General features: G+C 73.3%; 13 protein-coding genes. 8 read left to right on the plus strand and 5 right to left on the minus strand.

Features of this window, described 5'->3' with window-relative positions; translation table 11 throughout:
* The first annotated feature begins 6 nt into the window (after window positions 1-6).
* Window positions 7-2571, plus strand: coding sequence for an ATP-binding protein (locus RBJ77_RS14140; RefSeq protein WP_372345327.1), 2565 nt, complete (start codon window positions 7-9; stop codon window positions 2569-2571).
* A 10-nt stretch (window positions 2572-2581) separates the two neighbouring features.
* Here the strand turns inward: RBJ77_RS14140 and RBJ77_RS14145 are convergent, their stop codons facing one another.
* The 3 genes from RBJ77_RS14145 to RBJ77_RS14155 are packed head-to-tail and all read right to left on the minus strand — an operon-like array spanning window position 2582 to window position 6668.
* Window positions 2582-3238 carry a response regulator gene (locus RBJ77_RS14145; protein WP_372345328.1) on the minus strand — a complete coding sequence of 219 codons (657 nt, stop codon included), beginning with the start codon at window positions 3236-3238 and terminating at the stop codon, window positions 2582-2584.
* The gene (locus RBJ77_RS14150; RefSeq protein WP_372345329.1) at window positions 3235-4470 is read right to left on the minus strand and encodes a sensor histidine kinase; all 1236 of its coding nucleotides are present in this window, start codon (window positions 4468-4470) and stop codon (window positions 3235-3237) included. The genes RBJ77_RS14145 and RBJ77_RS14150 overlap by 4 nt, the downstream gene beginning before the upstream one ends.
* Window positions 4471-4475: 5 nt before the next feature.
* Window positions 4476-6668: an MMPL family transporter gene (locus RBJ77_RS14155; protein WP_372345330.1), complete on the minus strand. Its 2193-nt coding sequence runs from the start codon at window positions 6666-6668 to the stop codon at window positions 4476-4478.
* A gap of 196 nt (window positions 6669-6864) precedes the next feature.
* Between RBJ77_RS14155 and RBJ77_RS14160 the strand changes: the two genes are divergently transcribed.
* The 7 genes from RBJ77_RS14160 (at window position 6865) to RBJ77_RS14190 (ending at window position 12811) form a co-directional block, all read left to right on the plus strand.
* A complete protein-coding gene (locus RBJ77_RS14160) occupies window positions 6865-7707 on the plus strand; it encodes an ABC transporter ATP-binding protein (protein ID WP_372345331.1) in 843 nt (280 codons plus the stop codon).
* 116 nt (window positions 7708-7823) lie between these two features.
* Complete coding sequence (locus RBJ77_RS14165) at window positions 7824-8630, plus strand: ABC transporter ATP-binding protein (RefSeq protein ID WP_372345332.1); 807 nt, start codon at window positions 7824-7826, stop codon at window positions 8628-8630.
* Between the two features lie 12 nt (window positions 8631-8642).
* A complete protein-coding gene (locus tag RBJ77_RS14170) occupies window positions 8643-9980 on the plus strand; it encodes an FtsX-like permease family protein (protein WP_372345461.1) in 1338 nt (445 codons plus the stop codon).
* A 94-nt stretch (window positions 9981-10074) separates the two neighbouring features.
* Window positions 10075-10461, plus strand: a complete 387-nt coding sequence (locus RBJ77_RS14175; protein WP_255980103.1) for a cell division protein SepF — start codon at window positions 10075-10077, stop codon at window positions 10459-10461.
* A 177-nt stretch (window positions 10462-10638) separates the two neighbouring features.
* On the plus strand, window positions 10639-11805 hold the full coding sequence (locus RBJ77_RS14180; protein WP_372345333.1) for an AAA family ATPase: 1167 nt from the start codon (window positions 10639-10641) through the stop codon (window positions 11803-11805).
* Entirely contained in the window at window positions 11802-12170 is a 369-nt protein-coding gene (locus RBJ77_RS14185) for a nucleotide pyrophosphohydrolase (protein WP_372345334.1), read from the plus strand. The genes RBJ77_RS14180 and RBJ77_RS14185 overlap by 4 nt, the downstream gene beginning before the upstream one ends.
* Before the next feature lie 149 nt (window positions 12171-12319).
* Window positions 12320-12811 carry a DUF6099 family protein gene (locus tag RBJ77_RS14190; RefSeq protein ID WP_372345335.1) on the plus strand — a complete coding sequence of 164 codons (492 nt, stop codon included), beginning with the start codon at window positions 12320-12322 and terminating at the stop codon, window positions 12809-12811.
* 46 nt (window positions 12812-12857) lie between these two features.
* Here the strand turns inward: RBJ77_RS14190 and RBJ77_RS14195 are convergent, their stop codons facing one another.
* Together RBJ77_RS14195 and RBJ77_RS14200 are read right to left on the minus strand one after the other, a co-directional pair.
* The gene (locus tag RBJ77_RS14195; protein ID WP_372345336.1) at window positions 12858-13046 is read right to left on the minus strand and encodes a hypothetical protein; all 189 of its coding nucleotides are present in this window, start codon (window positions 13044-13046) and stop codon (window positions 12858-12860) included.
* A gap of 286 nt (window positions 13047-13332) precedes the next feature.
* Window positions 13333-14256, minus strand: a complete 924-nt coding sequence (locus tag RBJ77_RS14200; RefSeq protein WP_372345337.1) for an LLM class F420-dependent oxidoreductase — start codon at window positions 14254-14256, stop codon at window positions 13333-13335.
* Window positions 14257-14280 lie beyond the last annotated feature (24 nt).

Here is a 14280-nt window from a genome sequence, read left to right on the forward strand (position 1 = left end):
AGGCTGATGGCGCGCGGCAAGCTCAGGATCTACCTCGGCAGCGCACCCGGCGTCGGCAAGACGTACGCGATGCTCTCCGAGGCCCACCGCCGCATCGAGCGCGGCACCGACTGCGTGGTCGCGTTCGTCGAGCACCACGACCGGCCGCGCACCGAGGTCATGCTGCACGGCCTCGAACAGGTCGAGCGACAGCAACTCGACTACCGGGGAACGCAGTTCACCGAGATGGACGTGGCCGCGGTCCTCGCCCGCCGGCCACAGGTCGCCATGGTCGACGAACTGCCGCACACGAACGTGCCCGGCTCCCGCAACGCCAAGCGCTGGCAGGACGTCGAGGAGCTGCTCGCGGCGGGCATCGACGTCGTGTCCACGGTCAACATCCAGCACCTGGAGTCGCTGGGCGACGTCGTCGAGGCGATCACCGGCGTACGCCAGCAGGAGACCGTGCCCGACGAGGTGGTGCGCAGGGCCGATCAGATCGAGCTGGTCGACATGTCGCCCCAGGCGCTGCGCCGCCGCATGGCCCACGGGAACATCTACAAGTCCGACAAGGTCGACGCGGCGCTCTCGAACTACTTCCGCCCGGGCAACCTCACCGCGCTGCGCGAGCTGGCCCTGCTCTGGGTCGCCGACCGCGCCGACGAACACCTCCAGGCGTACCGCAGCGAACACCGCGTCTCGAAGATCTGGGCCTCGCGCGAGCGCATCGTCGTCGGACTGACCGGCGGTCCCGAAGGCCGTACGTTGATCAGACGCGCGGCCCGGCTCGCCGAGAAGGGCGCCGGCGGCGAGGTACTGGCCGCCTACATCGCCCGCAGCGACGGCCTCACCGCCGCGTCGCCCAGGGAACTCGCCGTCCAGCGCACGCTCGTGGAGGACCTCGGCGGCACCTTCCACCACGTCGTCGGCGACGACGTGCCGTCCTCGCTGCTCGACTTCGCGCGCGGCGTGAACGCCACCCAGATCGTCCTCGGCGTCTCCCGGCGCAGGGCCTGGCAGTACGTCTTCGGGCCCGGCGTCGGCGCCACCGTCGCCATCGAGTCGGGACCCGACCTCGACGTCCACCTCGTCACCCACGACGCGGTGGGCCGCGGCCGTGGCCTCGCGGCCGCCCCGCGCAAGGGACTCGGCCGGGACCGCACCCGGTGGGGCTGGCTGACCGGCATCGGGGGCCCGGCCCTGCTGACCCTCCTCATCAGCGGCGTCGCCCCGGGCCTCGGCCTCGCCAACGACATGCTGCTGTTCCTCGCGGTCACCGTCGCCGCCGCGCTGCTCGGCGGACTGCTGCCGGCGCTCGCCTCCGCCGCGTTCGGCTCGCTGCTCCTCAACTGGTTCGCCACCCCGCCGGTCCACCGGCTGACCATCTCCGACCCGAAGAACATCCTCGCCCTGGCGATCTTCATCGGCGTCGCGGTGTCGGTGGCGTCCGTGGTGGACCTGGCGGCGCGGCGCACGCACCAGGCGGCCCGGCTGCGGGCCGAGTCGGAGATCCTGTCGTTCCTGGCGGGCAGCGTGCTGCGCGGCGAGACCAGCCTGGAGGCCCTGCTCGAACGCGTACGGGAGACGTTCGCGATGGAGTCGGTGGCGCTGCTGGAGCGGGCGGGCGACACCGAGCCGTGGACCTGCGCGGGCAGCGTCGGGCCGCGCCCCGTCGACCGGCCCGAGGACGCCGACGTCGACATGCCCGTGGACGACCACGTGGCGCTGGTCCTGTCCGGGCGCGTGCTGCCCGCCGAGGACCGGCGCGTGCTCGCCGCGTTCGCCGCGCAGGCCGTGGTCGTCGTCGACCGGGAACGCCTCAAGTCCGAGGCGGACGGGGCCCGCGCCCTCGCCGAGGGCGACCGGATCCGCACCGCGCTGCTCGCCGCCGTCTCGCACGACCTGCGCACCCCGCTGGCCGGTATCAAGGCCTCCGTGTCGTCCCTGCGCGCCGACGACGTCGAATGGTCGCGGCAGGACAGGGCCGACCTCCTGGAAGCCATCGAGACCGGCGCCGACCGGCTCGACCACCTCGTCGGCAACCTCCTCGACATGTCCCGGCTGCGCACCGGCACGGTCGCTCCGCTGCTGCGGGAGACCGACCTCGACGAGGTGGTGCCGATGGCCCTCGGGGGAGTGCCGGACGGCAGCCTCGGACTGGTCGAACTCGACATCCCCGAGACGCTCCCGATGGTGGTCGCCGACCCGGGACTCCTGGAGCGGTCCGTCGCCAACGTCGTCGAGAACGCCGTGAAGCACACCCCCGACGGGGTACCGGTCCTGATCGCCGCGAGCGCCCACTCCGACCGCGTCGAACTGCGCGTCGTGGACCGCGGCCCCGGCGTCCCCGACGAGGCGAAGGACCGCATCTTCGCCCCGTTCCAGCGCCACGGCGACGCGCCGGACGGCGCCGGGGTGGGCCTCGGACTCGCCGTGGCCCGCGGCTTCGCCGAGGCGATGGGTGGCACGCTGACGGCGGAGGACACCCCGGGCGGCGGCCTCACGATGGTCCTGACCCTGACGGTGCCGGCCCCCGCGCCACTGCCCGCACGGGACGCCCCGCCACCCCTGCCACGCCGGGCGTCCCGATGAGGGCGATCGCTCAGCGCGCCCCCGGCCCCTCCAGCAGCCCCCGCTCCATCGCCACGACCACCGCCCGCGTCCGGTCGCTCACGTCGAGCTTCGCGAAGACGCGCAGCAGGTGCGTCTTCACGGTCGCCTCGCCGATCACCAGCCGCCTGCCGATGTCCGCGTTGGACAGGCCGTCCGCGACCGCCTTCAGGACGTCCACCTCGCGCGAGGTGAGCGCCGCCTGCACCGGACGCCGCATCTTCGCGACGAGCTTCTGGGCGACGCGCGGCGCGAGCACCGTCTCGCCGCGCGCCGCCGAGCGGATCGCGTCGACGAGCTGCTCGCGCGAGGTGTCCTTGAGCAGATAGCCGATCGCGCCCGCCTCCACCGCGTGCTCGATCTCGGTGTCCGTGTCGTACGTCGTCAGGATCAGGACGCGGGTGCCGCTGGGCCCCGCCACGATGTCCCGGGTCGCCGCGACCCCGTCCAGGACGGGCATCCGCAGATCGAGCAACGCCACGTCGGGGACCAGCCGTTCGACGAGTTCGACACCGGCCCGCCCGTCGTCCGCCTCGCCCACCACCTCGATGCCCGGGTCCGGCGCGAGCAGCGCGACGACCCCGGCGCGCATCACCGTGTGGTCGTCGACCACGACGACCCGCAGGACGGCGGATTCCTGACTGGTCATGAGAGCTCCTGGTGGTCACGGTCGTGGCCGTGGTCGTCGGGGTCGTGGGAAGCGGGCAGGGAGACGAGGATCCGGGTGCCGTCGCCCAGCGAACTGGTGACGGACAGCTCGCCGCCGAGCTCGGCGAGCCGCCTGCGCATCCCGTCGAGACCGAAGCCGCGCGCCGCCCCCACGTCGAACCCGCGCCCGTCATCGGTGAGTTCGAGCTCGATGCCGTACGCGGTCCGGGTGAGCACCACGATCACGGTCGACGCGGCGGCGTGCTTGCGGACGTTGGCGAGGGACTCCTGGGTGCAGCGCAGCAGCGCGATGCGGGTCTGCTGGTCGCACTCCACGTCGTCCGGCAGCTCGGCGTCGACGGCGGTGCCGGTGTCCTCGGCGAACCGGTCCAGGGTGCGGCGCAGCGTGCCCGCCACCGAGCCCTGGACGACCCCGCCCGGCGCGGGCCCGGCGCCGACGAGGATCCGCGCCTCCGCGAGGTTCTCCCGCGCCGTCTGCTCGATCGACGTCAACTGCTGGGCCGCCCGGGCCGGTTCGGACGCGAGGCCGGCGCGCGCCGCCTCCGCGAGGACCACGATGGAGGCGAACCCCTGCGCGAGGGTGTCGTGGATCTCCCGGGCCATCCGCTCCCGCTCGTGCGCCGCGCCCTGCATCCGGTGGGCCTCGGCCAACTCCCGCTGCGTGTCGACGAGTTCGTCGGCGAGCCGCCGGGCCCGCGCGTCCCCCTGCTCGGCCACCCGCTGCACCAGCAGGCCCACCCCCGCCCCGGCCACGTACCCGATCACCGTGAACAGCACGTTCCCGGACAGCACCGCGGAATGCGGCTCGCGTCCCGCGATCGTGCCGAGGACCGTCAGGGCCGCCCCGGCCCCGCTGAAGGAGAGTGCCGCCACCGGCCCGGACGCGTAGATCCAGAAGTGCGGCAGCGACACGATGAACAGGGCGGCGCCGCTGCCCATCGCGTACGAGACGGCGCCGAGCCCGGCGGCCAGGACCGTCAGATAGGCGGCCGGCCGCAGCAACGGCCGCCCGGGGAACATCGCCACGGCCGCGTAGGCGAAGGTCAGCGCGGCCAGCAGCACGTACGTCGGGTACTTCGTGCCGGCCGGCTCGTCCACCACCGCGAGGGCGGGCGGCAGCAGACCGCACAGCACCCACACCACCGCGTTCCAGCGGTGCGCGACGGGCACGAGGGCGAGCGGGGCGACGACGGGCTGCCGGCTGCTGTCCATGGTGATCAGCCTACGTTCGCGAGGTCCGCGCCTGCCGGGGCTTTCGACCGCTCCCGCAGGGCCCGCGCCGGCCCCCGGGACGGCCACCAACTCGCCACGCCCAGCAGCAGCATGAGCGCGGGCAGGATCAGCACCCGGATCACGAAGGCGTCGAGCAGCACGGCCACCGCGAGCGCGAAACCGATCTGCTTCATCTCGATGAAGTGCAGCGACACGAAGCTCGCGAACACGGTCACCATCACGAACGCCGCACTCGTCACCACGCCCGCCGAACTGCCCACCCCGTCCAGCACGGCCCGCCGCGTCCCCGCTCCGCGCAGCGCGGCCTCCCGGATCCGGCTGATCACGAACACCTGGTAGTCCATGGAGAGCCCGAAGAGGATCACGAAGAGGAACAGCGGCACCCGCGAGCCGATCGACCCCGTCGAGTCGAAGTCGAGCAGTCCCTCGGCCCAACTCCCCTGGAACGTCAGGGTGAGCACGCCCAGCGACGCGCCCGCCGACAGCAGGTTCAGCGCGACGCCGACCAGCCCGAGCACCACCGAGCGGAACGCCCACACCGTCATCGCGAACGTCACCAGCAGCAGCGCCCCGATGATCAGCGGCAGCTTCTGCTTCTGGTGCGCGGGATAGTCGGCGTACCGGGCGACGTCCCCGGTCACGGCGGTCTCCACCGCACCGCTCAACCGGCCCACGGTGTCCGGGACGTAGCGTTCCCGCAGCCGCTCCAGGGATTCCTGCGCGGGGCCCGTGCTCACGTAGTGGGGGACCGGCAGGACGAGCGAGGTGACACGGCGGTCGGCCGAGGTGCGCAGGGTGTACGTGCCGTTCGTGCCGGGGTCGTGCCGCACCCGGTCGGCGAGGTCGCGCAGCGCGCCGGCCACCTCGTCCGCGCGGTCCGCACCGGCCCGGACGACGATCTGGTGCATGGCCTTGACCTCGGGGAACGCCGCGTTGAGCCGGTCGAAGGCGGGCATCCCCTGGGTCTGTCGCGAGTGGGTCTCGCGGCCCATGTCGGTCAGCTTCATGCCGAGCAGCGGCGCCGCGAGGGCGAGCAGCGCGACGACGGCGACGGTCAGCACGGCGGCGGGCCGGCGGGCGGTGAACCGCAGCAGCGCGTTGTGCCGCACCTCCGGCTTCCTGGGCACTGCCGCCGTGCGGCCCTTGCGGGCCGCCCGCCGCTCGGCCCGCGCACCGATCTTCACGAGCAGCGCGGGCAGCACGGTCAGCGAGCTGACCACGGCGACGAGCGTCACGACGATCGCCGCGGTGGCGATCGACGAGAAGATCACGTCGTCGGCGAGGTACAGCGTGGCGCTGGAGACGGCGACCGCGAGACCGGACAGCACCACCGCACGGCCGGAGGTCGCCGCGGCCAGTTCGACGAGCGCCCGCGGGCTCAGCGTCCCGCCCGAACGGGCCCGTTCCTCCCGCTCCCGCTTCAGGTAGAACAGCGTGTAGTCGACGCCGACGGCGAGCCCGATCAGCAGCAGGACGTTCGTGCCGACGCCCGCGTCGGGGAAGACGTGCGAGGCCAGCATCGACAGGCCCACCGACGCGACGATCGAGGACAGCGCGAGCAGCAGCGGCACGGTCGCCATCGCGACCGACCGGAACACGAAGAGCAGCGTGAGCAGTGTGATGGGCAGGGCGATCAGCTCGGTGCGGGACAGATCGCTGCCGCGCAGCTTGTCGACGCCCTGGCTGATGGTCGGCCCGCCGGTCTCCTCGACCCGCAGCTCCGGATGGGCCCGCTGCACGGCGGCGGTCTGCGCGCGCAACGGGTCGACGTGCTTCTTCCCGTCGAGCTCGGCGCCCGCCATGGTGACGTCGACCCGGACCGCCCGGCCGTCCTTCGACCACACGGGCGCGGCCACGGACCGCACCTCGGGCAGCTTCCGCATCCGGTCCGCGACGTCCCGGGCGACGGCGCCGCCCGCCGCCCGGTCCAGGGCGGCGCCGCCGGTCCTGTGCTCGATCAGCACCCGCTCCACGGGCCGCTGCGCGAGACCGCCCGCCCGGGCGATCGCCTCACCGCGGCCGGCCTCACCGACACCGAAGTCCGCCGAGGTGGCCGGGTTCGACCCGGCGGCGATGCCGGCACCGAGGCAGAGGACGACGAACAGGAACCATCCGGCGATCGCGCGCCACGGATGTCCCGCGCTCCAACGAGCCATGTGTACGGGGTAGTTGGTCATGACGTCCATGCTGGTCGGGCGGGCCGGGGCGGCGACAGCGGCGGCCGGTGGAACCTGGCGTCCACCGACCGGTGGACCCCCGGCCCCCGACGGGAGCCCGGACTCCGGCCCACCGGTCCAGGACTCGGACACTCCGGTCGATACATGCCGACTACAGCTACTGTCCGTCCGGAACGCGACGCATCGGGAGGCGCTGATGAGCGACAAGGACACCGGGAACCGGGCGGCGGGCGAGGACACCGGCGGCAGCCGCCTCGTGGCGGCCCTCGACGGCGCGAGCATGCGCCGCCTCACCACCGGCCAGGTCATCCTCGACGCCATCGACTGGCAGGTCCGCTCCGGCGAGCACTGGGCCCTGCTTGGCCCCAACGGCGCGGGCAAGACCAGCATCCTGCGACTCGTCGGCGCCACGACCTTCCCGACCACCGGCACCGTCGAGGTCCTCGGCCACCGGCTCGGCCGGGTCGACGTCCGCGAACTGCGCGCCCACATCGGCCACGTCTCCACCTCCCAGCGCGTCCCCCAGGACCTGCCCGGCCACACCGTCGTCCTGACCGGCCACACCGGCACCGTGCAGCCGCTCTGGAAGGCGTACGACACCGAGGTGCGCGACCGCGCCCACGCGCTCCTCGCCGAACTCCAGATCAAGGAACTCGCCGACCGCCCGTACGGCGTCTGCTCCGGCGGCCAGCGCGCCCGCATCCTCATCGCCCGCGCGCTGATGGCGGACCCGGCGCTGCTCCTGCTCGACGAGCCGTTCAACGCGCTCGACCTGCCCTCCCGCGAGGACCTCATCGACACCATGCGCCAACTGGCGGACAGCCGCCCGGAGTTGGCGACCGTGACGGTCACCCACCACCTGGAGGAGCTCTCCCCGGCGATCAGCCACGCCCTCCTCCTGCGCGAGGGCCGGGTGCTGGCCCGCGGCCCCGTCGACGAGGTCCTGACCGCGGACCGCATGACGACCTGCTTCGGCCGCCCCATCGAGGTGACCCGGCACGAGGGCCGGTGGCTGGCCCGGTCGGGCGGACACCCGTAGGACGGGGGTGTACATAGGAACACCCCTGCTCCGGGCCGTACGCCCAATGCCTCCGCGGCCCGCCGTCCCTAGCGTCTGAGGAGAGGCGCAGAGTGCGCCGGACGAGGGGATCGGCGATGACGCGACACCAGCACCGAACGACGCACGACACCGGGCGCGCCGAGGCGCTGCGCCTGGTGAAGGTCACCAAGACGTACGGCGCGGGCGACACCGAGGGCGCCACGGTCAGGGCCCTCGACGACATCACCCTGTCCCTGCCCACCGGCACGTTCACGGCGGTGATGGGACCGTCCGGCTCCGGCAAGTCGACGCTGCTGCACTGCGCCGCCGGACTCGACCGCCCCGACAGCGGCCTCGTCGTCGTCGACGGCGAGGAGATGACCGGCGGCACCGGCCCGGTCCGCAGCGAGGCGCAGCTCACCAAGTTCCGCCGCACCCGCGTCGGCTTCGTCTTCCAGCAGTACAACCTGCTGCCGACGCTCACCGTCGCCCAGAACACGATCCTGCCGCTCAAGCTCGCGGGCCGGCGCGTCGACCGAAGCCGGGTCGAGCGGATCCTCGGCTCCGTCGGCCTCGGCGACCGGCTCGGCCACCGGCCCGACCAGCTCTCCGGCGGCCAGCGCCAGCGCGTCGCCATCGCCCGCGCCCTGGTCACCGAGCCGTCCGTGGTCTTCGCCGACGAGCCGACCGGCGCCCTCGACACCCGCAGCGCCCGCGACGTGCTGGGCCTCCTGAGGGAAGCGGTGCGGGTGCACGGCAGGACCGTGGTGATGGTGACGCACGACCCGGTCGCCGCCTCGTACGCGGACGCCGTCCAGTTCCTCGCCGACGGCCGCCTCGCGGGCCGTCTCACGGCGCCGACGGCCGACGCGGTCGCCGAACGCCTCGCGCACCTCGGCGACGACGTGACGGCGGGGGTGTGAGCCGTGTTCACGATGCTCGGCCTCGCGGCCCGCTCCGTACGCCAGCGCCCCGGCCGCTTCCTCGCGACCCTCCTGTCCGCCTTCCTCGGCGCGGCGATCATCATGACGTTCAACTCGATGCACGACACGGCCGGCGCGAACGGCGTCGACAAGGTCAGCTCGGACACGCTCACCACCGCGGCGAGCGTCGTCGGCGGCTACGGCACCCTGCTCGTCTTCTTCGCGGTCGCCTCGACGCTGACGGTCAACGTCCGCCAACGCACCGAGGAGATCGACCTGTTGCGCAGCACGGGCGCCACCCCGGCCCAGATCAAGCGGATGGTCGTCGGCGAGGCGGTCGCCGTGGCCCTGGTGGGCGCGCTCCTCGCGATCGGCCCCGCGATGCTCGGCGGCCGGATCCTGCTCGACGTGTTCAAGGACAGCGGCCAGGTCGCCGACTCCGTCGACCCCTCCTTCGGCCCGATCGCCCTCATGTCCGGCATCGACGTCACCGTCCTGGCCGCGGCCGGCGCCGCGTTCCTCGCCGTGCGCCGGGCCACCAGGGCGGCGGCGGGCGGCCGCCGGAAGCCGGGCCGGGCCCGCACGGTCGCGTCCTGGGCGGCACTGGCCGTCGGCGCGCTCGCCGTCTGCTCCACGTTCGCCATGAAGGCCACCGACGCCGCGCTCATGGCGGCACCGGCCTACGGGGCGATCCTGCTCTCCGTCGGCTTCGCCCTCGTCTCGACGCGCCTGCTGCGCACCGTCCTCGGCCGCGTCGAACCCCTGGTGACCGCCCTCACCGGCGCGAGCGGCTATCTGACCGTACGGAACATGCGACAGCGCGCGGCCGAACTCTCCGGCGTCCTCATGCCGTTGATCCTGTTCACCGGCATGGCCACCGCGACGCTGTACATGCAGGCCGTCGAGAACGACGCGATCGAGGCCTCGGGGCTGACCAGGTCGATCGAGGACAAGAACCTCGAGACGCTCAACTTCACCGTGGTCGGCATCATCGTCGTCTTCGCCTGCATCATGCTGATCAACTCCCTGTACGCCGCCACGTCCTACCGCGTCCGGGAGTTCGGCCAGCAGCGCCTCGCCGGTGCGACCCCGGCCCAAGTGCTGGGAACCGTCGCCGTGGAGGGCGTCGTCCTCACCGTCACCGGAGTGTTCTTCGGCACACTCGCGGCGCTGGCGGGCATCCTCCCGTTCACCGCCGTGCGCACCGACGGACTCCTTCCCGGGCAGGGCCTCGGCATCTGGATCACGGTGGTGGCCATTGCCACGGCGGCCACACTGGTCACCAGCCTGGCGACGGCCCGGCGCGGGGTGCGGGTGCCCGCGGTGGAGGCCGTGTCCCTTGCGGCTTAGGGCCTGGTCCGTGTCGGTGTTGGGCTGAACGGGTGACATGGCGTAAGAATTGGCCGGTGCAGACAACAGTGCGAGCCCGGACGGGGTGGGGGCAGTGAACGGCCACGACGTCACCGACGAACAGTGGGAAGGGCTCGCCCAGGTCGTACCGCTGCGCAGCCGCAATGAGTGGCCGTCAGCGGTCGACCACCGGGCGATGCCGGAAGTGGAGACGGAGCCGCGCCGCCGCTTCGTCGTGCTGCGGGTGAACGTCTTCGGCGACGCCCGCGAGGTCGCCGAGACCGTGATGTCGGGCATCCCGGTCCTGCTGGACCTGACCGGGGCCGAGACCGAAGTCGCCAAGCGGGTCCTGGACTTCAGCAGCGGCGTGGTCCTCGGCCTCGGCTGCGGCATGCACCGCGTCGACCGCAACGTCTTCCTGCTGGCGCCGCCCGGCACGGAGGTCCAGGGGCTGGTGGCCGGGGCGGGCGCCCTCTCGTAGCGGCGGGACCGGTTCTCAAGGGGGCGGCGGGGCCGGTTCGCGCGACGCAGGGTCGGTTCACGCGACGCGGGACCGGTCCGGGTGTTCCGGCAATTCCGGGCGGCATAGTCCCCCGATCGTAGGAAGGTCATCGCGGAAAAACGGTTCTGCGGTGGCCTTCCCGCCTACGTTCGCGGCATGACCGTGCTCCTGCGGGGCGCGTCCCCGTTACCCGACGCGTCCCCGGACCGCCCGTGCGTGACCGAACTGCGGCTCTCGGCTTTCGCCGGCCACCGCGGCGTCACCGTCCCCCTCGCCCCCTTCACCGTCCTCACCGGACCGAGCGGCAGCGGAAAGACCAGCGCGCTGCGGGCGCTGGGGGCGCTCGCCCGGCTGAGCGGCGGGGCGGAGCTGGCCGAGGTGTTCCCCGACCCGCGCGGACACGTTCCCGAACGGGCCCGCCCCGACGCCCAGCAGCGTCGCGGATTCCGGATCGGCTGCACCGTCGCGGGCCCCGCCGGACCCGTCAGGCTCGACCTCGCGGTGCAGGCCGAGCCCGAACTGCGCATCGTGGGCGAGCGGTTGACCGGCCCCGGCATCACCTACCTGGAGACCGCCCTGCGCGACCCGGGCCGCCGCGACGTCCAGGCCGCCTGGCACACCGCGGGCTCCGTGCCGGTCACCCGGGCCCCGCTCCCCGACGACCTCCTCGGCACGGCCCTCCTCCCACTGCGGGTGTCGGGCCGCACGGAGGGGCAGCGCCGGGTCCTCGCCGCGGCGGAGCAGACGGTCGTCGGCCTGCGCTCGGCGTTCGCCTGCGACCCGGACCCCGCGCGGATGCGCGCCCCGGTGCCGGTCCGCGCCGACCGGCTGCTCGGCGGCTGCGACAACCTCGCGGCGGTGCTGCACCGCACCCGCGCCGAATGCGGCACCCGGCACGCGCTGCTGGTCGCCGCGGCCCGCGCGGGACTCGCGGCACCCGTCGTGGACGTGCTCACCGAGCCCGCCGCGGACGGCGCCGTACGGGCCGTCGTCGAGCGCGGCGCCGGACTGCGCACCCCCGTCGAGCGGCTCGCGGACGGCGAGTTGAGGTACCTGGCCCTCGCCCTCGTCCTGCTCACCGGGCCCCGGGTGCTGGCGGTCGACGCGGCCGCCGAGGTCCCGGAGGCCTACCAGACCCTGACCGTGCTCGCCGACGGCTTCGACCGCGGGCTCGACCCCGCCCAGGGCGCCGCACTCACCGAACTGGCCGCGCGGATGTGCGCCCGCGGCCACATCCGCCTCGTCGCCGCGGTGGGCGAGGGGTCGGGCGCGGACCGGGCGGCGCGGGCGCACGGCGCGGCGGTGGTAGACCTGAAGCCGTGACAGACGCACCCCATGACCGGCCGGGACCGGCACCCCTCGACGTGGCGGCACTGCAGCAGCGGCTCTCCCGGTTCGCCGCCGCGCGGAACTGGCAGCCCTTCCACACGCCGAAGAACCTGGCCGCGGCGCTCAGCGTCGAGGCGTCCGAACTGGTCGAGATCTTCCAGTGGTTGACCCCCGAGCAGTCCGCCCGCGTGATGGACGACCCGGCGTCCGCGCACCGCGTCGAGGACGAGGTCGCCGACGTCCTCGCCTATCTCCTGCAACTGTGCGAGGTGCTCGGCATCGACGCGCTGGCCGCCCTCGCCGCGAAGATCGACCGCAACGAGAGCCGGTTCCCGGTCCCACCCGCGCAGGGCGGCTAGAGATCCCGTTCTGTCACTCTACGGAGTCATAGAATTATCCACATCGGATTCCGTGTCCACAGATTTCGGGCTTCCTCTGGCTTTTCGTCGCACAGACCTTCACTCTGGGTAGTGGACAAGGGAGTTCGGGCAGGACGGACGGGGACGCGATGGATGCGGTGCGGCTCATCGGGGTCGGCCGACGGGCCCTGGCGCAGAGCCAGGACGCGCCGGACATCATGAGGGAGGCGTGGCAGGCACAGGCACTCGCACAGGCGATAGGAGCGCGGCTCGCGATGTACGGGCCGCCGGAATTACGGGGCGAGGCGCGGGGTCTGGCCGAGGCGGGCGCGCGCGGCAGCGGGGGTTCCGTGGTGCCGGTGGTGGGAGCCGGTGGGATACGGGCGGCGCAGCTGACCGAACTGGGCGAGGTGCGCCAGGCGTTGACGGGACTCGGCGCACTGCTCGGCGACGTGGGGATCGCGCTCGTCGGCGTGGCGAGCGAATCGTTCGAGGAGGGGGCCTACTGGCAGTGCATGGAAGCGATCGACTCGGCGGACGAGTCCAGGGACCGCGTCCTGGAGATACTGCGGCGGCTGCCGGAGCACGACAGCCGGCTGTCCGGGCCCGCACCGGAACCCGGCTCGGACTCGGCGGCCTGACCGGGAGCTGACCCGTCCGCGGGCGCTCCCGGCGGGAAGTGCACCGTCAGACGTCCTCGGCGGTCGGACGCGACGTGCCCGGGGACTGCTGGAGGTCGGCGTCGAGCTGCGACAGATCGGCGTTGAGAGCCGCCATCAGCTCCTCCATCTGCTGCAACAGACCCTTGGGTGCGCCTGGCTGCTCGGGCACGGGTGTCTTGTGCACTGCCTGCTCGGGCACGGCTTCCTGGGACATGACGGCCTCCTCGGCCCTCGCCCTTCCGCTGGGGAAAGGGCAGTTGACGCAAGTGACGCCCGGCAGCGACCGCCGGCGCGGGGGCCGGGCGGTCCGGCTCCGCCCCGGCCAACGATCACCGGACGCACCGGGTCACTGGGGCGGGCCGCCACCACGTTCCGGGTTGACGCATTTTCACCCGACCGGGGCGGCGCGAGCCGGCGGGACCTGCGGAGTTGACGCCTGTTCGAGGACCGGGGCCCGCACGGGCGGTGCGGGCCCCGGGACCGGACGCCCCCAGGGCGGCTCAGGAGAGCTGGGGTGCGACCTCGGCCGCGATGAGCTCCAGGTGGTCCAGGTCGTCGAGGTCGAGCATCTGGAGATACATCCGCTGCGAGCCGACGGCCTGGTACGCGGCGATGCGCTCCACGACCTCGGCGGGGGAGCCCGCCAGCCCGTTCGCCTTCAGCTCGTCGACGTCCCGGCCGATCGCGTCCGCGCGCCGCTTCACCTCGGCGTCGGTGCGGCCGACGCAGATGACGAGGGCGTTGGAGTAGACGAGCGCGTCGTCCGCGCGCCCGTGGGCGGCCGCCGCCGCCCTGACCCGCTTGAACTGCTGCTCGGTGTCGGCGATCGAGGCGAACGGAATGTTGAACTCGGTGGCGAACCGGGCGGCCAGCGCCGGGGTCTTCTTGGCGCCGTGCCCGCCGATCAGGACCGGCACGCGCGACTGGGCGGGCTTCGGCAGGGCGGGGGAGTCCTTCAGCTGGTAGTAGGTGCCGTCGAAGGAGAAGCGCTGCCCGACGGGCGTCTCCCACAGCCCCGTCACGATGGCGAGCTGCTCCTCCAGGCGCCCGAACTTCTCCTTCGGGAACGGGATGCCGTACGCGGCGTGCTCCTGCGCGTACCAGCCGGAGCCGAGGCCCAGCTCGACGCGGCCGCCCGACATCTGGTCGACCTGGGCCACCTGGATCGCGAGCACGCCCGGCAGCCGGAACGTACCCGCGGTCATCAGGGTGCCGAGCCGGATCCGCTTGGTCTCGCGGGCCAGCCCGGCCAGCGTCGTCCAGGCGTCCGTGGGCCCCGGCAGCCCGTCGACGGATCCCATGTGGAGGTAGTGGTCCGACCGGAAGAACGCTCCGTAGTTCAACTCCTCGGCCGTCTGCGCGACGCGGAGCAGCGTCTCGTAGGTGGCACCCTGCTGTGGCTCGGTGAATACGCGAAGATCCATACCCGCCATGATGCCCGGCGGCCG

Origin of the sequence: Streptomyces sp. KL116D, assembly GCF_030766975.1 — a bacterium.
GTDB classification, from domain to species: Bacteria; Actinomycetota; Actinomycetes; order Streptomycetales; family Streptomycetaceae; genus Streptomyces; species Streptomyces longispororuber_A.